16 protein-coding genes and 2 pseudogenes are annotated in these 19,736 nt (G+C 72.0%); 4 read left to right on the top strand and 14 right to left on the bottom strand.

The genetic code is table 11. The annotated features are described in order from the left end of the window. Positions 1 to 428, top strand: a pseudogene (locus ACZ4WH_RS30840) (LLM class flavin-dependent oxidoreductase); the annotation flags it as partial. A 99-nt stretch (positions 429 to 527) separates the two neighbouring features. Here ACZ4WH_RS30840 and ACZ4WH_RS30835 read toward each other — a convergent pair. Then, positions 528 to 680, bottom strand: coding sequence for a hypothetical protein (locus ACZ4WH_RS30835; RefSeq protein ID WP_468186950.1), 153 nt, complete (start codon positions 678 to 680; stop codon positions 528 to 530). Between the two features lie 184 nt (positions 681 to 864). After that, entirely contained in the window at positions 865 to 1,707 is an 843-nt protein-coding gene (locus tag ACZ4WH_RS30830; protein WP_468186947.1) for an acyl-CoA thioesterase, read from the bottom strand. Between the two features lie 351 nt (positions 1,708 to 2,058). On the opposite strand from ACZ4WH_RS30830, the gene ACZ4WH_RS30825 reads away from it, so the two are divergent. Both ACZ4WH_RS30825 and ACZ4WH_RS30820 read left to right on the top strand, forming a co-directional pair. After that, positions 2,059 to 2,481 carry a GNAT family N-acetyltransferase gene (locus ACZ4WH_RS30825; RefSeq protein ID WP_468186944.1) on the top strand — a complete coding sequence of 141 codons (423 nt, stop codon included), beginning with the start codon at positions 2,059 to 2,061 and terminating at the stop codon, positions 2,479 to 2,481. Positions 2,482 to 2,666: 185 nt separating this feature from the next. After that, positions 2,667 to 3,200 (top strand): hypothetical protein, encoded by a 534-nt coding sequence (locus ACZ4WH_RS30820; protein ID WP_468186941.1) that lies wholly within the window; start codon positions 2,667 to 2,669, stop codon positions 3,198 to 3,200. Positions 3,201 to 3,269: 69 nt separating this feature from the next. Here the strand turns inward: ACZ4WH_RS30820 and ACZ4WH_RS30815 are convergent, their stop codons facing one another. From ACZ4WH_RS30815 to ACZ4WH_RS30800, 4 genes are read right to left on the bottom strand one after another with little or no spacing between them, the layout of a single operon-like run. Next, on the bottom strand, positions 3,270 to 4,547 hold the full coding sequence (locus ACZ4WH_RS30815; RefSeq protein WP_468186938.1) for a cation:proton antiporter: 1,278 nt from the start codon (positions 4,545 to 4,547) through the stop codon (positions 3,270 to 3,272). 44 nt (positions 4,548 to 4,591) lie between these two features. Beyond that, positions 4,592 to 6,052 (bottom strand): cytochrome P450, encoded by a 1,461-nt coding sequence (locus ACZ4WH_RS30810; RefSeq protein WP_468186935.1) that lies wholly within the window; start codon positions 6,050 to 6,052, stop codon positions 4,592 to 4,594. Then, on the bottom strand, positions 6,046 to 7,311 hold the full coding sequence (locus ACZ4WH_RS30805; protein ID WP_468186932.1) for an alpha-hydroxy acid oxidase: 1,266 nt from the start codon (positions 7,309 to 7,311) through the stop codon (positions 6,046 to 6,048). The genes ACZ4WH_RS30810 and ACZ4WH_RS30805 overlap by 7 nt, the downstream gene beginning before the upstream one ends. Next, a complete protein-coding gene (locus ACZ4WH_RS30800; RefSeq protein WP_468186929.1) occupies positions 7,308 to 8,933 on the bottom strand; it encodes an NAD(P)-binding domain-containing protein in 1,626 nt (541 codons plus the stop codon). Before ACZ4WH_RS30800 ends, ACZ4WH_RS30805 begins: the two co-directional genes overlap by 4 nt. 234 nt (positions 8,934 to 9,167) lie before the next feature. Between ACZ4WH_RS30800 and ACZ4WH_RS30795 the strand changes: the two genes are divergently transcribed. Next, positions 9,168 to 10,691, top strand: a complete 1,524-nt coding sequence (locus ACZ4WH_RS30795) for a class I adenylate-forming enzyme family protein (RefSeq protein WP_468186926.1) — start codon at positions 9,168 to 9,170, stop codon at positions 10,689 to 10,691. A 311-nt stretch (positions 10,692 to 11,002) separates the two neighbouring features. Here ACZ4WH_RS30795 and ACZ4WH_RS30790 read toward each other — a convergent pair whose 3' ends face one another. From ACZ4WH_RS30790 to ACZ4WH_RS30755, 8 genes and pseudogenes are all read right to left on the bottom strand, one after another. After that, positions 11,003 to 11,605 carry a sugar O-acetyltransferase gene (locus ACZ4WH_RS30790; RefSeq protein ID WP_468186923.1) on the bottom strand — a complete coding sequence of 201 codons (603 nt, stop codon included), beginning with the start codon at positions 11,603 to 11,605 and terminating at the stop codon, positions 11,003 to 11,005. 85 nt (positions 11,606 to 11,690) lie between these two features. Further along, positions 11,691 to 13,151 (bottom strand): hypothetical protein, encoded by a 1,461-nt coding sequence (locus ACZ4WH_RS30785; protein ID WP_468186920.1) that lies wholly within the window; start codon positions 13,149 to 13,151, stop codon positions 11,691 to 11,693. Positions 13,152 to 13,697: 546 nt separating this feature from the next. Continuing rightward, positions 13,698 to 14,710, bottom strand: a pseudogene (locus ACZ4WH_RS30780) (2-hydroxyacid dehydrogenase). 139 nt (positions 14,711 to 14,849) lie between these two features. Then, the gene (locus tag ACZ4WH_RS30775) at positions 14,850 to 16,079 is read right to left on the bottom strand and encodes a cytochrome P450 family protein (protein WP_468186917.1); all 1,230 of its coding nucleotides are present in this window, start codon (positions 16,077 to 16,079) and stop codon (positions 14,850 to 14,852) included. 170 nt (positions 16,080 to 16,249) lie between these two features. Then, entirely contained in the window at positions 16,250 to 17,293 is a 1,044-nt protein-coding gene (locus ACZ4WH_RS30770) for a sugar kinase (protein WP_468186914.1), read from the bottom strand. Next, positions 17,290 to 18,210, bottom strand: a complete 921-nt coding sequence (locus tag ACZ4WH_RS30765; RefSeq protein ID WP_468186911.1) for an SMP-30/gluconolactonase/LRE family protein — start codon at positions 18,208 to 18,210, stop codon at positions 17,290 to 17,292. The genes ACZ4WH_RS30770 and ACZ4WH_RS30765 overlap by 4 nt, the downstream gene beginning before the upstream one ends. After that, positions 18,207 to 18,839, bottom strand: a complete 633-nt coding sequence (locus ACZ4WH_RS30760) for a bifunctional 4-hydroxy-2-oxoglutarate aldolase/2-dehydro-3-deoxy-phosphogluconate aldolase (RefSeq protein ID WP_468186908.1) — start codon at positions 18,837 to 18,839, stop codon at positions 18,207 to 18,209. The genes ACZ4WH_RS30765 and ACZ4WH_RS30760 overlap by 4 nt, the downstream gene beginning before the upstream one ends. A gap of 23 nt (positions 18,840 to 18,862) precedes the next feature. After that, positions 18,863 to 19,732, bottom strand: coding sequence for a hypothetical protein (locus ACZ4WH_RS30755; protein ID WP_468186906.1), 870 nt, complete (start codon positions 19,730 to 19,732; stop codon positions 18,863 to 18,865). Positions 19,733 to 19,736: the final 4 nt, after the last annotated feature.

Below are 19,736 nucleotides of genomic sequence, written 5' to 3'. Positions count from 1 at the left end.
CCAACCACTGTGGCCACCACGGGTTCCGGGATGGGACCCTTCCCCCCCCCAGTGTGCAGCGCCCCCTTCCGCCGGTGGGGGTCGGCGGGTTCTGGCCCCCCCCCCCCCCCCTGCGGCGGGCGCCGCGGTGGGACGGCGCGGTGCCGCTCTTCGAGACGGCACGGCATGGGCATGTGCCCGATGTGGCGGAGGTACGGGAACTGGTCGGCTACGTACGCGAGCAGCGCGCGTCCGGGGCCGTGCGCCCCTTCGAGTTGGTGCTCGGCGGTGCCACGCCCCCGGACGCGGCGAAGGCGAAGGACCTGATCGGTCCGCTGTACGACGCCGGCGCCACCTGGTGGGACGAGCGACAGATCCAGACCGGCCCCGACCTGGACCGTCTGCCCCCTGTACTGCGCCGCGTCGAGGCGGGGCCGCCGGTGATCTGATCAGCCGGTCGAGGGGTGCCGCCGGACGCGGCCGGCATCCCGGGCCCGGCCGCATCGCTCACCGGACACTCGGCGCGGAGCCGAGACAGCCGCCCTGGGTCAGGAAGAGTCAGTGCGGTCCGGGTCCTCGCCGTCCACGTCGAACACCTTGGTCCATGTGGCCCCGCACCGGCAGCGGGAGTGCTCGATCAGTTCTCCTTGTTCCGACACGCTCAGTCCCTGACTGAGCCGCACGTGCACATGTTCGCCCATGAGGAACCGCTTTCCTTGACGTCCGTCGTCACGTCATCGTGATGACGTGTCGCCCACGATGGCAATGCCGCAGCTCACACACCTTCCGGCGGCACCGCGCGCGATGCCATGGGTTCGGCACTGCTCCGTCGAAGCGATCGGTCCACCCCCGGCCGAGGTCAGTCCGCCCTTTCCCTTGGGGCCCCTACTCCTCACGGATGGCGCGTGCCTGGCGGGCAAGGGCGAGGAGGCGGCCGTCGGTGGACCAGATCGCGCTGTTCTCGATGGCCCAGCCGCTGCCGGCATGCTCGGTGCGGATGCGGACCAGGGCCCAGTCGGAGGCGGGGCGGTTGTCCAGGGCGTCGGTGAAGTGCACGGTCAGTTCGGCGGTCGGCACCGGCCGGGGCACGGTCCACAGGGCGAAGAGCGCGGGCGGGAGGGCGTCGGCGAGGACCACCAGGGTGCGGGCGTCCAGCGGCCTGCGGTCGGCGAAGCGTATCCAGGCCAGGAGTTCGGCGCGCTCTCCGCCGCCGAGGGGGCGCGCGTCGGTGGCCGGACGGATCTCCAGGTGGGCGGCGAAAAGCGCCAGGTCAGGGGGGAGGGTGAACGACGGGCAGTCCCCGGGGCCCGGTACGGCGGGCGCGGGCAGGTCGGTGTAGGCGGGCCCGCTGCCGCCCCGTCCGAACACGGCGGAACCGGTGAGGACCGGGGCCTCGCCCTGCACCGCGGTGACCGAGGACATGGATGTGCGGCGGCCCTCGCGCAGGACCCGGGCCGCGAAGCGCAGCGGCTGCTGGTTCACGGGGGCCAGGAAGTGCGCGCCCACGGTGCGGACCGGAACGGGGTGCCCGGTCCGTCCGGCGAGGCAGTCGTGCATGGCGGCGAGCGCCAGCGCGGCCACGTATCCGCCGTGGGCGCCGGACCAGGATCTCCAGGAGCGGTCGATGGTCACGGTGCCGTCGGTCGGGGGCCACTCTCCCGGGACTGGACCCGTGGCGGCTCCGGTGTCCGAGGGGGTGTTGACGCTGTGGCGAACCGAATCGGGCATGCCGACCCCTTGATGAGTAAGTTTGGATTGTGGACCCACCGTAGAGGGGTGCGCCCCGAAAGGGAAACAGAGCCGGTCGAGAGCAGAGCCGGCACGCGGGCGCGTTTCCGGCAGTGCGGGAAACGCGGCTCGCGCGGAGGACGGATCGCGGCAGGACGCCGGAGCTGGGCGCGCCGTCGGGACCGCGGGGGCGATGGTCGTTCAGGCCGCCACGGTCCGCCTATCGCCCGGCGGGGTGCTCAGCGGCACGTAGCCGCTCCGCCACCCGCGTCGCAGTTCCCCGCACCGCCACGACGAAGGCCGACTCGTGCCGGGTGAATCGGCGCATCGGGGCGCTGATGCTGAGCGACGGTGGGGGTGCGCAGCGGCTGCGCGCGCAGTTGCCGCTCGGCCCGCGCCGGTGGGCGGGCGGCGAGCAGGAGCCTGCCTTCGGCTTCGCTCCCCACCTGCTGGACAGCATCGTGCGGTGCGAGGCCACCAGGCCGGACACCCCGGATCCCGCCCGCTTCACAGGACGCCTCCACGGACAGCCCGTGGGCACCGCCCTCATTCGCCGCACACGGCGTCGCGGGCGTCTACGTGGTCACCACCGCCGAAGCCCACCGCCGCCAGGGCATCGGAGCGGCCCTCACCTCCGCAGCCGTGCGAGCCGGCCGGGAACGCGGCCTGCGAACCGGCACGCTCCGGGCCAGCGGCCTGGGCGTCGGCGTCTACCGGCGCATGGGCTTCGAGACGATCGCCGCGTACGACCTGTTCCAACTCCCGCCGCGCTGAGCCCGCGGGAACCGGGCGGGAGCGGACGCCAGCCCAGACGCCACCTGACAGCCGTCCTCCGCTGAGCAGGCGGTGGGGCGGAACCGGTGGCCGACGTCAGGACGATCCGGTTTCCGAGCGGGGTGAGCGTGGTGCGGCCGGCCTCCGGGCGAGTGACGGCAGCCCTGTCGGGTACTCGGCCGAACGTGATCAGGCGTGCGCTGTGGCAGGGCTCGATCGCTGGTATCGCCGGCGGCGTCGTGATGACTCTCGGGGAGAAGGCCGAGCAGGCCCTCACCGGCCGGCCCGATTCCCACGTGCCGGCCCGCGTGCTCCAGCGCCTGACGGGCCTGCCCGAACGCCCCGGTACGCAGCCGTTGCCGGTGAACTGGGCCATGCACTACGGCCAGGCCGCCGCGCTCGGCGTACTGCGCTCGGTCATGGCCCAGGCCGGCCTGCGCGGGCCGCTCGCCTCCGCCAAGTTCGCCGTCGTCCGCCTCACGAACGACCAGATCCTGGAGAACGCCACCGGTGTGGGCGCTCCGCCCTCCACCTGGCCCCGCACGGAACTCGTCCTCGACGTCCTGCACAAGGCCGTCTACGCCCTGGTCACCGGAGCCGTCGCCGACCGGCTCGCGGCCCGCGACGGTCCCGGTCCGGGGCAACGCCACGCCGCCCTCCGCCCCGGCCGCCACGCCGACGTCGGCCCCCTCCGCCGAGGAAGCGCCTACGGACGATGAGAACGGCGTCATCTGTGGGGTGCGTGGCGCGCGTCGCGCCGCCGTGGGACCCGGGGGGCGTGGACGGCGTCACGGTTCGCTCGTAGTCGGGGTCATCTCGGTCAGGGGAGTCTCTTCCGGCTGCCGGCTGTGATCGCGGTGGTCGAGCAGGGCCAGCAGCGGGGTCGTCATGATCGTCGTCACCAGGGCGACGATCACGAGGACACCGAAGAGGGCGGGTGAGGCGATGCCCGCGGCCAGGCCCACGTTGATGGCGATGAGCTGCATCAGGCCGCGCGCGTTCATCAGCGCGCCGACGCGGACGGCGACGGACTGGGGTTCGCCCAGCAGGCGTGCCGTGGCCCAGCAGGCGCCGAACTTGCTGACGATCGCCACCACCACACAGACCACGGTGAACAGCAGCAGCGTGCCGTCGGACAGCAGGGTGAAGTCCGTGTTGAGCCCGGAGTAGGCGAAGAACAGGGGCAGGAACACGATCCGGCTCACCGGTGCGACGGCCTCCACCGCGCGGGTCACGACCGGGTCTCGGGGGAAGGCGACGCCGAGGCTGAAGGCACCGAACACGGCGTACAGGCCGATGCGGTCGGTGTACCACGCGGCGAGGAAAAGGAGGAGGACGGTGACCAGCAGCATGTGCTCCTCGGTCAGCCGCCGGGCGCGTTCGAGGGCCCGGGGCCGGACGCGGAGGAAGATCCCGAGGAACACGGCGAGCCCGGCCGTGCCGAGCACAGCGCGCAGGAAGGTGTCCGCACCGCTGCCCGCCATGCTGAGCACCCCGGCCAGCAGGACCCACGCCACGGCGTCGTCCAGCGCTCCCGCGGTCAGGGAGACCGCGCCGAAGCGGGTGTTCGTCAGGCCGCGTTCGGTGATGATCCGGGCCATCATCGGGAAGGCCGTGATGGCCACGGTGACACCGACGAACAGCGCGCCCACCGTGGGTGAGATCCCGTCCGGGTAGAGGTCCACCGCGTCGTGCGCCGCCCAGGCCAGTCCGGTGCCCAGCAGGAGCGGAACGGCGATGCCGGCCGCCGAGACGGGCACCGCCGTGCGGCCCACCGACCGCAGCCGGTCGGTACGGAACTCGTATCCGGACAGGAACATGAACACGACGAGGCCGACCTGCCCCGCCACGTACAGCACGGGACGGATCTCGTCCGGGAACACGGCCTTCTCCAGGCCGGGCGAGAGGAGGCCGAGAACGGAGGGGCCGAGGGCCACGCCGGCGACCATCTCGCCGACGACGGGTGGCTGGCCGAGCGGGCGGAGCAGCCGGCTGACGAGGCGGCACGCGGTGAGGATGACGGCCACGGCGAGGAAGAACGCCGGACCCATCTCGGTGGTCGACAACGGTGACTCCTTGGTGAGGAGACGTATGGGGGGTGATGCCGCTGTCAGGCGCTTTGGCCGGTGTAGGGGCAGGTGGCCGCGGCCTGTTCCCGTCCCGCCGCCGTGCCCGCCGAGCCGTGTTCGCCGTCCAGTGGGCGGCCCTCGGTGTCGTGCCGGGCGAAGTACGTCGCGGCGGGTCTGGTGCGGCGGGCGTCGAGCACCATCCAGGTGCCGAAGAGGAGTTGCAGCAGGCTGCGTCCGACGTCCTCGGCCCGGTCGCGGGCGGTCAGTGCCGTGCGCAGGACGCGTCGCAGACGGTCCGGGGCCGGCCGGTCCCGGGGCAGGAGCAGACAGGGAGCACGGTGCGGGATGGAGCGGGTGTGGCTGACGGGCGAGTCGAGCACGTACCGGGCCAGCACCTCACGGGTCGCGGCGCGCATGACGACGGGTGCGAGGCGCCAGGCGGGGCAGGGCCGGTTGGTGGCGACGCCGAACGGTATGTGGTGGGCGTTCTTCGCGGAGAGCGCCGCCCAGCGTTCGGGGTCGAAGCGTTCGGGGTCGGCGTAGCCGGTGGCGTGGTAGTCGGGATAGCTGAAGGTGAGGACGGAGCCCGCCGGGATCGTGGGCAGGCCGTCGAGGGCGATGTCCGCGGTGGTGATCCGGTGGGCCACCCCGAACAGCGGGTAGAGGCGGAACGTCTCGTTCATGACGTGGGTCAGGTAGCGGTCGTCGTCAGGTGCGGCCGCCACCCGTTCCTGTATGTCCGGGTGCTGGGCCAGGACCAGCAGGAGGTGGGCCATCGCCTCCGACATCTGCACGACGGCGGTGTTGAAGAAGGTGCCCTGGAGGTAGAACGCCTGCTGACGGCGAGTCAGGCCGGCGGGCAGCGCGTGCGGTACGTCACCGGCCGCCAAGCGGCGCAGCAGGTAGCGGGTCAGCCGGTTCCTGCGGCGCATGTGGCGTGGACGGGTGCATTTGAGGGCGTTGACGACGTCCTCGGCGTGGGCGACGATCAGCCGTCGGGCCTCGGCCGGGCAGGGTTCCTGGAAGACCAGGCCGTAGAAGAACTCGGCCCACACCGGCATCATCAGATCGCGCAGCCGTACCGCGCGCACGCCTCCGGTGGCGGCGGACTCCAGGGCCTGCCGGGTGTGCCGTGCGGCGGCGTCGTACAGCTCCGCCGACGGGCCGGAGAGGATGGCGAGTGTCCGGCGGGCGACCTCGTCGTAGCGGGGGCCCGCCTCCAGGTGCTCCTGGTGGACGTCGGCGCCGGGCGCGAGCCAGTACCAGAACAGGTCGGACAGCGCCGCGCCCTTGCTGCGGCCCCCGGCGGCCGGGTGGCCGTAGACCTCCTGGAAACGGTCGGGGCCGTAGGTGGCGTTGGGGAGGAGCATGCCCTCGTCACCGTTGACGCGGGCGAAGACCTTCGTGCGGAGGGCGACGACCTTGCCGGGCAGCCAGGCCGGTGAGGACAGCAGCAGCGCGCCGCCCGCGGCCAGCGCCGCCGCCGTTCTCCTGCTCACCATGCGCGTTCTCCTCTCCGGGGCCCGCACGGGAGACCGCGCGCGGCCACCTGGTCGCCCGCGAGGCCCTGGGTCCCGTACGGGAGACCGCGCGGGACCACCTGGTCGCCCGCGAGGCCCTGGGGCCGGTACGGGAAACCGCGCGCGGCCACGTTGTCCGCCGCGAGGCCCTGGAGCCCGTACGGAAGGCCGCGCGGGACCACCTGGTCGGCCGAAAGGTTCTCGGGCCGGTGGCCGCCGCAGAGGGCGAGCGCCTGGTCGAAGTCCTCGCGCAGTGCCGTCAGCATGTCCCGTACGCCGTCCTCGCCGCCCGTGGCCAGGGCCCACAGCACGGGCCGTCCCACGCCGACGGCCCGTGCTCCGAGGGCGAGGGCCAGTGCGATGTCGGTGCCCCGGCGTACTCCGCCGTCCATGAGGACCGGCACCTGTCCGGCGACGGCCTCGGCCACGGCCGGGAGTGCCTCGACGGATGCCGGGGCGGCGTCGAGTTGCCGTCCCCCGTGGTTGGACACGAGCAGCGCGTCCACGCCCTGCCCGACGGCGACACGCGCGTCCTCGGGATGCAGCACGCCCTTGAGGACGAGGGGCAGGTCGGTCAGCTCGCGCAGCCGCCCCAGGTCGTCCCAGCCGGCCGGCCACATCGCGATGTCGCGGGTGGTGCCGGGTGCCGTACCGGGCAGGTCCCGCATGTTCTCGGCCGCGAGGCCGGGCGGCAGGTCGTGGAAGCCGTTGCGCAGGTCCCTGGTGCGCGTGCCGAAGACGGGCGAGTCGACGGTGACGACGAGGGCGGAACATCCCGCCCGTTCGGCCCGGAGCACCAGCTCGGCGGTGACCTCGTGCTCCGGTTGCAGATACAGCTGGAACCAGACCACGGCCTCCGGGTCCGCGTCGCGGGCCGCGGCGACCACGTCCGCGACGGCCGTGGTGGCGGCCATGCCGGTCACCAGCGGGATGCCGGTCACGGCGGCGGCGCGCGCGGTCGCCAGTTCGCCGTCCGGATGGGCGAGGCGGTGGAAGGCGGTGGGCGAGACGAAGAGCGGCGCCGGCCACTCCCGGCCCAGCACGCTCACCCGGGTGTCGCGGTCGGCGCCGCCGCGCAGTACCCGGGGAAGCAGGGCCAGCCGGCCGAAGGCGTCCTCGTTCTCCCTGAGCGCCTTCTCCTCGCCCGCGCCGCCGGCGAAGTAGTCGTAGTGCTCGGGGCTGAGCTTCTCGCGTGCCGACTCGGCTGGATCGTGCGGCGGGCCGGCGTGCGGGCCGGTCATGCCCGGGGCGCGGCGAGTTCCTCGCCGGCCGGGAGGTCGTCCCCGGTGGACAGCCGGGAGGCGAGGAAGGAGCGCAGCGGGCCGACGTGGACGTCGGCGTTGTCCCACTCGTTCTCCAGGTTCTCCGTGAGGTGGTGCTCGGCGACCGGCTTGCCGGTGCCGTCGGGCAGGAACTGCCGTACCACGGGGTGCAGATAGCGCGCGTCGAGGCCGCTGGTGTCCTGCTGGGGCGTCCTGCTGACGGTGATGTCGAAGGGGTCGACCTGGTCGTGGTCGGCGCCGTACTCCAGCGTGACGGCGAAGTAGGAGGTCAGGTTCCCGAGCTCGCCCCGGGTGGCGGCCTCGTGGAGATGCGCCACCGGCACCTCCTCGCAGTAGCGCACCTCACCGTCGGTGCCGACGAGGACCGCGTCGCCGAGGAACCCGAACATCTGCCACAGGGCCGAGGTGCGGTTGACCCGCTCGATGACCGCGTCGGTCACGGGGTCCGCGGCGGCGGGCAGGGTGGTGTGCGGCCATTCCTGGTCGTGGTAGCGGCGTTCGAGTATGCGGTGCAGCGCCTTCACGCCGTACCGGAACCCGTGGATGAAGCCGCTGGTGGACTTCTTGAAGTCGAGGGACTGGGTGATCGTGCCGGCGAAATACAGATCGGGCACGTTCACGGATTCCCAGGCGTCGGTGAGCTGCGGGAAACGGTCCTTGATGACGAGGTCGGGACGGCAGTCGTCGTCGAAGATCGAGGCGTCGAAACGGAATCCGGTGGCCAGGATGACCCGGTCGTACGGGATGTCCTTGACCACTTCTTCGACGCGTGAGAATTTCACGCTCACGACATAGGTGCCGTCCGGGTTCCGCGCTATGCGCAGGATGTCGCCGTCCAGTATGGCGTTCTGGGACTTGAGCTGGTAGGTGTCCAGGAAGTTGTTGTTGACGGCCCGGAGGTGCCCGACGAAATGCGTCCGCCAGGCGAGCTTGAGCGAGCCGGGTCCGGCGACGTGGATGACGGCGGCGGTCTCGATGAGGTTGTCGGCCGTCTCGAACGCGGAATTGCCCCGCCCGATGATCAGTACCCGCTTGTCGGTGAATTCGGCGGGGTCGACGGACACCTGGTCGTAGTGCTCGGCCTCGTCGGCGCCCTCGATGGGTGGCACGTACGGCCGCGAGACGCCGGTGGCGACGATGACGCGCCGGGCCCGGACAACGTTGCCATTCTGGTCCGTCGCGGTGAAGAGGCCGCCGTCGGGCCGAGCGATGCGAGCGACGCGGGTGTTGAAGCGGATGCGCAAGTCCTGCGTCCGCGCGAAGTCCGCCAGGTAGCGGACCATGTCGTCAGCCGGCGGGAAATAGCGCGGGGAGTAGGCGGTGAAGAGTGGACCCTCGTCCGAGAGCAAGGAGTTCCAGTCGACACGCAGGCGCATCTCCGGATCGCTCCAGCCGGTGTGCACCTTGTTGGACGAAATAAGGGTCCGGTGTCTGGGGAAACGCGTGAAGAAAGCGCCCGGAGCGTCGCTCTCCTCCACGATGAGGTAATCTCTGCCGCTTTTCTGGAGGAAGTACCCGGCCTGGAGGCCCGCAGGGCCGCCGCCGATGACGAGATAGTCAACCTGTCCTAAATCAGACATGGCCTTCTCCTGCCTTCCGTGGGGGCGGGAAAGACGGTACTTGACGGTTAAAGCACGGAGCCACCCCAACCCCGCGTGATGTAGGTCACACACCTCTCGGGGTGGCGGATTTCCCCGGTCGGTTAACGTGAAGGCGTGATTGGCGGGTCGAGTGCGCCGAGCACACCCCGCATGGTCGTTTTCCAGTCATTCACACTGCCTTTACGTCGATTTCCGGCCCAGAGTGGAGACGAAGTGGACGAAAAGCCCGGGGAAGTCTTTCCGCAAGCGCTCGTCGACGCGTTCCGCGACGCTCCCGACCTGCCCGCTTTCGAGTACCGGGGACGCGCGGTCACCAGGGGGGAGGTGCTCGTACTGATCGCCGGGTTCGTCAGAGGCCTGCGCGGTGCGGGCCTGACCGCCGGGTCCCGCGTGGTCCTCGACACCGGTGTCACGCCGGAGGCGTTCGCCGTCCGCGTCGCCGCCCATGTCGTCGGCTGCCAGGTGATCGGGTTGCGCCCCGGGCTGACCCGCGAGCATCTGCGCGACATCCTCGCCCGCGACGTCGACGCCGTGGTGACGGACGACGCCGCGAGCCGGCCCGAACTGGCCGCCGAGGCGGGCGACATCCCGCTGCTGGAAACCGGCGGCGCGTTACGGCCCCCGGCCCCCGTCACGCCCGGCCCCGACGACCTCACCGCGCGGGGCGACCGCGACGGCATCGGCGTCATCCACCTCACCAGCGGCAGCACCGGCCGCCCCAAGGGCACGATGGTGACCTACGGCGCCCTGTCGGAGGACTGGGCCCTGCAACCCGCCCGCTGGACCGACCGCACCCGGCGCCTCGCCGCGCGGTACGCACGCTTCCTGCTCTTCGGCACGCTCAGCAGCGCCGTCATGTTCGAACACGCGTCTCTGTCGCTGCTGGGCGGAGGCACCGCCGTCATCCCGGACCAGCCCCCGCAATTCCCCGAGGTCTTCGCCGACCATCGCATCACCGCCTGCATGACGACGGTGCCGCGCCTGTACGGCATCCTCGACGCCGTGCGCGACCGGACCGTGGACACGAGCAGTCTGCGCGCCCTCGTCGTGGCCGGGTCCCCGCTCGCTCCGCACCGGCTGACCGAGGCGGCCGAGCTGCTCGGACCGGTGGTCCACCACGCCTACGGCCAAACGGAGACGGGCATGCTCACCGTCCTGGAACCCGAGGAGCTGGCGGCCGATCCCGCTCTCGCGGACAGCGTCGGACGCCCGATCGACACCGTCGAGTTGGCCGTGCGGGACCCCGAGGGACGCGACCTCCCCGCGGACCGGACGGGCGAGGTGTGGGTCCGGCTGGCGGACGCGTTCTGCGGCTACTGGGAGGACCCTCAGGAGACCGCGGACGTCCTGCGGGACGGCTGGGTCCGCACCCGGGACCTCGGCCGACTCGACGCGCGGGGGTATCTGCGGCTGTCCGGACGCACGCGCGACATCGTCATCGTCAACGCCATCATCCACTACGCGGGCCCCATCGAGCGGGTCCTGGCCTCCCATCCCGACGTCGACCAGGCGTACGTCGTCGGGGTTCCGGACGAGCGGACCGGCGAGGCGATCCACGCCTTCGTCGTCCCCCAGCCCGGAGCCGTGCCGGACGCGGACGCGCTGCGCAAGCTGGTGGCGCGGGAACTCGGCGAGGCCGGCGTCCCGGTCGGTGTCGTCAGCATCACCGAGGTTCCGGTGGCGGCGAGCGGCAAGCCGGACAAGGCGGCGTTGCGTGCCCTGCTGGAGGCTCGCTGAGGGGAGGCGGGTCACCCGGACGTTCGGTCTGGCGGCCGTCGCTCCCCGATCGCCGAGCTGTTCGCCCGCCTGGCCAACCTGCTGGACGAGCACCGAGCTGACGTACTTCCACCGCGACGACGAACCGCCCTACCGGACGAGCGGCCCGCGCGTCGCCCGCACCGCGCTGCGGACCTCGGCGGGCCGGCGATTCAGCGGGATGCGGATCGGGCTCGCCTGGGCGGAAGAGAAGTGACACGGCAGGTGCGGTCGGCCGAGCAGTCGTTCTGCGAGGCCGTTCGTCAGCCTTGCCCCAGGCTGAACACGGCGACCTAGTTCCCGGCTGTGCGTGTGCTGAGGTCGTCCTCCGTGATGGGGCGGACCACCCGGCACGGGGTTCCGACGGCGACGGTCATCGGGGGGATGTCGCGGCTGACGACGCTGCCGGCGCCGATGACCGAGCCGTATCCGATGCGGACGCCCGGCAGGACCACCGCGTTGCTGCCGATCCACACCTTGTCCTCGATCACGATCGGTTCCGAGAAGCGGCCGAAGTCGGCGCGCCGCGAGGGGTGCACCGGGTGTCCCGTCGTCGTCAGGGTCACGCTGGGCGCGATCATGACACCGTCGCCTATACGGATGTCCACGTCGTCGACGAACGTGAGGTTCACGTTCCCGAAGAAGTCATCGCCTATGTGGACGTTGCTGCCGAACCCGGCGTGGAACGGCGGCAGCAGCACCGTGCGTTCACCGACCGAGCCGAAGATCGCGAGGAGCAGCGCACGGCGTTTCTCCGTCTCGCCCGGTGGTGTGTGGTTGTACTCGAAGATCTCCTCGGTGCGGCGCAGAGGCGCCTGGAAGGCCGCTTCCGACTCGGTGTAGACCAGGCCCTTGGCGATCCGGGCCAGCACCTCTTCCTCATGAGCCTGCGTCACCGCGGAACGCTCCCCTCGTCCGACCCCTCGCGCACAGGCCCGACGCACCCCTGACCGGCCCTGCCGCACCAAGAGCCTACGTGTATCACGAGATGCCGACGCCGGGGACACGGCTCCACGCCTTCTCCTGGCGTGCCGTCATGGCCGGCCAGTCGAGGCCGCCCGGGCGGGCGGCGACGCGAGAGGCGTAGGCGGAGGGGCGGAACCGCGCGTCGTAGAAGCATCCGGTGGCATAGACACGGTCGAATGCCGCACATGAGGCCGCGATCGTCCGGGGAGTCGGCTTCTCTCCCGTGCGCGCCCATGTGTCCAGCGCGGTGACGGAGTTGGCGTACTCCGAGTTGCTCAGTTGACTGTGCTCGTGTTCCTCGGTGAACGTCTGCACCAGGTACCTGTCCCGGTGGGCACCCTGGAGCGTGGCGCGGTAGGCCGCCTCGTGCTCGACGAACGCGGTGGGGTCGTCGATCGCGTGGAGGGTGAGCACGGGAAGGGCGACCTTGCCCGTGAGATCACTGTCGTAGGAGAGGTCGCGCGCGGCGGCCGGATCGGCGGTGAAGCGTTCCACTCCGGCGTTCAGGGCCGTGTCGTCGTGCGATCCCGAGTACCGCACGCCCTGGTTGCTGAACGGGTTCCGGTCGCCGAGACGGTTGTGGACGATGTCCCGGAAGGTGAAGACGGCGAAGCGCAGGTGGGACTCGAGTGTGCGTTCCGGGATCTTGGTGACGGCGAGGATGTCGTCGAGATTGCGTTGCTGCTGTGGCGTGCGGTCCTGCGGGGCGGAGGCGTAGCCGGTGCATTCCTGTAGGCGTGCGCGCAGCCCCGCCGTCGTCAGGGTGGAGCCGGGGCGCAGGCCCTGCCACAGGGGGTACGGGGGCTCGGACGGACGGGGCAGGTTCTTGCAGTAGTACTGGTAGACCACCCGCAGGTCGACGCGGTAGTCGTAGCCGCGAGAGCCGCCGGCGAGCACGCCGTCGGTGAGCAGGGCCCCGTCGTACGGCCCGTTGGGACCGCCGTACGTCTCCACCGCTTTGGCGGCCACATCGCCGCCCCACGACTGGCCGTGTATGTAAGTACGCCTGGGTTTGCCGAACGTCGACACGAACAGGCGGCGCACGTTCTCGGTGTCGGCGGCGGCCATGCGGGTGCCGTATCCGCCGCGCCTATAGGACGAGCCGGCCCAGGCGTAGCCCTCGTCGACCATGACCGACCAGCGGTCGAGGTCCCCGATACCGCGTTCGGGATCGGAGCCCTCACCCAGATCGGGCCCGCCGTGTGCGTGGACGACGAGTGACCCGTTCCATCTCTTCGGGACCGCCATGGCGAAGTACGCGCCATTCGCGTCCTGGCCCGTGTAGCACGTGGCCTTGCCTGTCAGGCCGGCCGGGCAGTCCGCGGGCGTCGGTTGTCCTGTGTCCGCCCGCGCGGAGGGGACGTTCAGGAGGGCTCCGACCGCTACGGCGGCGAGGCCGGCCACCAGCCCGCGGCGCGGGCGCCGGCGGCAGCGGAGACTGCGAAGGAGGTGAGCGGGGGTTCTTGGTCTGTCCACGGTGCGGCTCCCACGTCGGTCGGCATTCAACTCCGGCGTCAGCCGGGATGTTATGAATCAGCCTCAAGTGGAGCCATGGTCGCGGGCGTTGCGTTCATAGTGTTCGCACTCCTCGGGATGTCGGGTCTTCCCTGGACGAACGGGAGGATGCCGTGATCAGCCGGAACGTTCGGCGGCGAGCACCGGACGGGCTCGCCCGTCTGGACGGCGCCACCTGCCCCAGCGCCCTGCTCGGCGCCGGGGCCGCTTTCTGTGCGGTCCTCACCCTGTCCACGTCCGTGTCGGAGGGCTCGCCCAGATAGTGGGACGAACGGGTTCCCCTGTGCGCCGGTCTGCCGTGATCTCGTACGTTTCCGCAGGTCAGCGGAGTGCCGACGGACCCATCGGGCCCATGTGAGGTGGACCACATCCTCAGGTCTTCCGTCGGCGACCACTGGAAGCGTAGGTTCCGTTTACCCCGCGACGGTGCCTTCGCAGGCGCTGGTCCGCCACTCCCGGGACGGCGGACCAGCGGGGGCCAAATCTGCATACAGCCGAGACCGCGTGTCACGCCGTCCCGGGCCCGACCAGCGTGTTGTCGCTGGTGCGGCCCGCGAAGTAGTCCTCGATGTTGGCGACCGTGGTCTGCGCGATCTGGCCGACGGCATCCCTGGTGAAGTACGCCTGATGTGAGGTGACCAGCACGTTGCTGAAGGTCATCAGCCTCGCGAGGCGTTCGTCTGTCATGACCTCCAGCGACTTGTCCAGGAAGAAGACGCCCGCCTCCTCCTCGTACACGTCGAGCCCGACGCCGCTCAGCCGCCCCGCGCGCAGCGCCTCCAGGAGGGCGTCGGTGTCCACGAGGCCGCCCCGGCTGGAGTTGATCAGGATGGCGTCGTCCTTCATCAGCGCCAGGGCCTTGGTGTCGATGAGGTGATGGGTGTCGGGCAGCAGAGGCACGTGCAGACTGACCAGGTCCGCCTCGGCGAACAGCCGTTCCCTCGGGACGTACTCCATGCCGAGGGCGAGGCAGTCGGCACTCTCGGCGATGTCCCAGCCGAGCAGCCGCATGCCGAAGCCGTGGGCGATCCGCGCGAACGCGGTCCCGATCTTGCCGGTGCCCACCACGCCGGCCGTACGGCCACGCAGATCCCGGCCCATCAGGCCGTCGAGCCGAAGTCGAACTCCCGGGTGCGCTGCACGGCCCGGACGATCCGGCGGTTGACCGCGAGCGCCAGGGTCCAGGCGAACTCGGCCACCGAGTACGGCGAGTAGTACGAGACCCGGGCCACCGACATGCCGATGTCCTCGGCGACACCGAGGTCGATGTTGTTGTAGCCGGTGGACCGCTGGGCGATCATCCGGGTCCCGCCCTCGGCCAGGGCACGCAGCACCTCGGCGTCCAGGGTGTCGTTGACGCTGCTGACCACCACCTCGTGGCCGCGTGCGGTGGGCACGGTGTCCCGGTCCAGGAAGAGGCCCAGGCAGCGCAGCTCGTGACGGTCCGCGAACGCCTGGTCGAACGTCTCTCGCAGCAGGGGCTCCTCGTCCGCGAGGACGCCGTACGCAACGATCTCCACCTGCTCTTCTCCCGTCGGTTCGGGTGATCTCGTCTCCACCGTAGGTCGGGATGACCATGGGGGGTGAGGCCGAGGGGCCATACAGCTGCCCCCTCGGCCCCAGGGTGACCGCGGTGGCCAGAGGGGCGGCAGGCGGTGTTCAGCCCGCCCGGCCGCCGGGGGTGAACGTGACGGGCAGCCGCGCCGGGCCGCGGAGGCCGCCGGGCCGCCAGGTCAGCTCCGTCGGCGGCACGGCCAGGGCCAGGTCCGGCAGGCGGCGCAGGGCCGTCCCGACGGCGATCCGGCCCTCCAGCCGGGCCAGCGGCGCGCCCAGGCAGTAATGGATGCCGTGGCCGAAGGCCAGGTGGCCGTTGTCCCGCCGGGTGATGTCCAGCCGGTCGGGCTCGGGGAACCGTGCCGGGTCGCGGTCGGCGATCGCGGACGCGATGAGTACGGTTGCGCCGCGCGGGACGGTCACACCCGCGATCTCGACGTCCTCGCGCGCGAAACGGGCGATGCCCGGGCTGACCGGGCCGTCGTAGCGGAGGAACTCCTCGATCGCGTCGGGCAGCAGTTCCGGATGGTCCCGCAGGAGGGTCAGCTGGTCGGGGTGGGTGAGGAGCGCGGCGATGCCGCCGGCGATCAGGTTGACCGTCGTGATGTATCCGGCCACCAGCAGCAGGAACGTCATGGCGATCAGCTCGTCGTGGCTCAGCCGCCGCTCCTGGTCGTGGGCGTCGATCAGGGCGCTGAGAAGATCGTCCCCCGGCCGGGCACGCTTGGATTCGAGGTGCTTCGTCACATAGGCGCGCATCTGCTGCCACGCCTCATCGACGACGACCGGGTCGGGCATCTTCTCCCCTCGTACGAGCATGGCGTCGGTCCACCGCTGGAAGTCGTACCGGTCGTCCACCGGCACGCCGAGCAGTTCGCTGATGACGGTGACCGGCAGGGGCAGCGCGAAGTCCGCCACGAGTTCGGCTCGGCCGGTCGGGACGACCGCGTCGAGGAGGCGGTCGGTGACCTCCTGGATCCGGGGCCGCAGCTCGGCGACCCGGCGCGCGGTGAACGCCTTCGACACCAGGCGGCGCAGCCGGGTGTGGTCGGGCGGGTCGGAGCGCAGCATGGTGCTCATCATCGACTCACGCTCGAACTCGGGCAGCTGTTCGATGAGGCGGGGATCGGAGGCGTCACGGACATCGCTGCTCAGCCTGGGATCGGACAGCGCGGCGAGCCCGTCCTCGTAGCGGGTGACCAGCCAGGCGTCCAGGCCGCCGGCGATGACCGCGCGGCGGACCGGGCCGTCCTCGCGGAGTCGCCGGTAGAGGGGGAAGGGGTCCGCCACGAAGGCCGGGTCGGCGTAAGGGAGAAGGACTGGCTGCTGGCTCATCGTGCCTCCCGGAACACGCGGCGACAGTATGCGTGTTTTGTCTCCATTGAGAGGTGTATACCCAGATTCACTGCCCGGACGGCATGGCCCGCCCCTTGCGTGGGGCCTCGCGGTGTGTGCCCCGTACCCTCGTCGGCGGACATCTGGTGGCGGTGGCCGGTTCCGCCTGGCTAGCACTCCGGGCCCGGAGGAGTCCGCTCCCGCACCCGGCCGAGTGCCTCCCACTCCGAGGCCGGCAAGGTGAGGAGTCGTTCGATCCGGGGCGGGGCGGGCAGGGGGCCGTGGTCTCCTGCCACTCGGAGCGCCGACACCGCCGTGACGTGGCCCAGCCTGAGCGCCTGCGGCGTCGTGAGGCCCCTCAGCAGGCCCGCCAGGAAGCCCGCGGCGAAGGCGTCGCCGGCGCCCACGGGTTCGACCACCGTCGCCCGCAGCGCCGGCACGGTGTACGCGCCGTGCTCGGTGAGGGCGGTGGCGGCGCGGGCGCCGTCCTTGACGACGAGGATGCGGGGGTGCGGGAGCAGGTGCCGTACGTCGGTCACCGTCAGGTCCTCGCCCCACAGGCCCTGCGCCTCGTCGAGGCCGACGAAGACGATGTCCGCCCGGTCGGCCAGCCGGCGCAGCACGGTGGCCGCGGTGCCGTCCGGCCACAGGGCGGGGCGGTGGTTGACGTCGAAACTGACCGCGTGGGAGCGCTCGTGCGCGGGAGTCGTCAGGGCCTTGGTCACCAGTTCCCGGCACGAGGGCGACAGGGCCGGGGTGATGCCGGTGAAGTGCAGCAGAACCGCCGAGCGCACCGGCTCCGCGTCCAGCAGTTCGGGGCCGAGTGCGGAAGCCGCCGAGCCGGTCCTGTAGTAGTGCACGCGCGTGCCGGTGGAGGAGGCCGGGTTCTTCACCAGGAGACCCGTGGGACGGTGGGCGTCGGTGCGTACGTGCGAGACGTCGACTCCGGCGGCGGACACCGTGGCGCGGACGCGTCTGCCCAGCGCGTCGTCTCCCAGGGCCGAGAGCCAGGCGACCGGGATGCCGTGGTCGGCCAGGTACATGGCCACGTTCGACTCCGCGCCCGCCACCGACAGGCTCAACTGCCCGGCCCGCTCCAGCGGTTCCGGCGGGTCGGGTACCAGGGCCGCCATCGTCTCGCCGACGCACACCACGCGCCCGGCGGCGGGGCGCCAAGGTTGTGTCGTCAGGGGTTGGGTCCCGGCCCCGGTCATGCGGGTCCCCTCCCGGGCCTCTCGTCCCGGACCGCCCCCGGCGACGCCGGGACGGTCAAGGCAGCCGGCCGGTACGGCGCGGCGGGGCTGCCCGGCACGTCGACCCGGACGCTGAACACAGCGCCGTCGTACGGCCCGGGCGGGTTCAGGCCCAGCCGAGCCGTGGTGACGTGCAGGACGTCGCCTTCGAGGCACACACCGGCCGGCCGGCTCGCGGGCAGCCGCAGGGTGCGGTCCAGCGTGCCGTCGGGAAGGTGACGGCGTACCGTTCCGCTGCCCCAGACGGCGATCCACACGGCGCCTTCCGCGTCGATGGCCATCCCGTCGGGGCTGCCGTCGTCCACGGTGACGAAGACCTCGGGCGTGCCGAGCCGGGCGGTCGTGGGGTCGACCGGATAGCGGCGGACGACGCCTCGGGCGCTGTCGGCCAGGTACATCGAGCGCCCGTCCGGGGTGAAGACCGGGCCGTTGGGCACCGTGATGCCGTCCAGGACGCGTTGCACGGTGCCGTCGTGGTCGACACGGTAGAGGGAACCGGCGTCCTCGTCGGCGTCGTAGCTCATGCTGCCCGCCCAGAACCGGCCCGAGGGGTCGGCCACGGCGTCGTTCATGCGCATGCGGGGCGCGGAGCCGTCCTCCGGGCGGGCCAGCCAGCTGGTCGCGCCGTCGGGGTGCAGGAGGCAGATGCCGGTTCCGGCGGCGGCGATCCAGGTGCCCGGGTGACCGGCCACGGGGGCGACGGCCCCGAGCGGAACAGGGAGTCGCGCGACGGACAGCAGCGGGGCCGTGGGATCGGCGGGGGCCGTGAGGAGGCGTCCGGCGAGGAGGTCCACGAGGACGATCCCGGTGCCGGTCCAGCGGATGCCCTCACCGAGTTCGAGGCGGTCAGGGCGGGCGGGGAGGGGCTCTGCGGTCACGGTCCCACCTCTCGTACGACGGTACGGAGGGCGCGGGCGCGGGTCCTGAGCGCCTCGACGCTGCCGCCGTCGGCGGCGTCGCCGACGAGCGGGGAACCGACGCCGACCGCTGCCGCGCCGGCGGCGAGGCAGGCGCGGGCGACGGCCTCGTCCACTCCGCCCACGGGGACGAACGCGGCGTCGGGGAACGGGCCGCGCAGGGCCTTCAGGTACGCCGCTCCCCCGGCCTGCGCGATCGGGAAGATCTTCAGTGCCGCCGCGCCCATCCTGCGGGCGGCGATCACGTCGGTCGGGGTGAACACCCCGGCGAGCACCGGCAGGCCCAGCTCGTGAGCCACGGGTATGGCTTCGCCCAGGCCGGGTGTGACCACGAACGACGCGCCCGCGCGGTGGGCGGCACGCGCGTCGTCGGCGGTCAGGACCGTACCGGCGCCCAACGGGCGGTCGGGACCGAGGAGTTCGCGGGCCCGCGCGATGACGGTGAGGGCGTCTGTGCCGGAGAGTGACACCTCTATGAGGTCGATGCCCTCCTCGGTCAGGGTGAGTACGGTGCGCAGCGCGGCGTCGGCGTCGCGGCCACGGACGATGGCCAGCAGACGGTGGGCTGCCAGGGCGGCGGGTAGGTCCACGGACCGGTCTCCTTGCTGGGGGTTCAGGGGCAGCGGCAGGCGGTGGTGAGCGTCAGGCGCCAGCGCGCCTCTCCCGTGGCGGGCACCTCGGCGGCATCCCCGGGGCCGGCGTCGGCGAGATCGAAGACGCGGCCGAGCATCGGCTCGACGCCCGTGCTGCGGTAGGGGTTCGCCTCGGGGAAGCCGCCGAGGTTGCGCCACAGGGCGATCGACACGGGTTGCTCGACTCCACAGGGCCGGCCCACCGGTTGAGCGACCGCACGCTGTTCGGTCCCACGGGGTCCGGTCACCCGCACGCTCAAGGACAGCCGGTCGCGGCCGTCGTGCACGCAGCACACAGGTGTGTCCACGACCGCTCCCACCGCGGTGCCGTCGTCGGGGCCGAGCCGGTCGAGGGCCAGTCCGCGCGGGGCGGGCCAGGAGCCCGCGAGCCAGGGTGCGCCGTCGGGCCACGGCTCCTTCAGGAGGGGGGCGGCTTCCGGGAACAGGCGGGTGGTCGCGCCGCCGGTCATGTGGAGGGTGGCGTGCTCCGAGAGGTCGAGCAGGGCGTGGGCCGCCCAGAGGAAGCGGAAGCCCGGTTCGGCGGTCAGCGTGTAGTCGGCCTCGGCCCCGTCGGGCGTGGCGCGGAGGGTGCGGGTCAGGGTGAAGGCGTCGCAGTCGACGCGCTCGGTGTCGCCGTCCCGGGTCCACGGGCGGGACCAGGCGTCGCCGTGGTCGGGGCGGCCACGAATGGTGGGCACGCACTCTTCGAGTCCGCCCGCGTCGATGAACGCGTCACCGGGGACGGCCTTGTCCCGCTCCGGTGCCGGGCGGTGCCAGAGCCATTCGCGGCCGTCCGCGCGCAGCGAGGTCCAACGGCCGCCGTGGGCGGGGTCGGTGACGACGTCGAGCACGCGG

The organism is Streptomyces sp. NPDC029138 (assembly GCF_055564375.1).
Note: the sequence above shows the minus strand (reverse complement) of the source record. Positions and strands in the feature narration are given on the sequence as shown.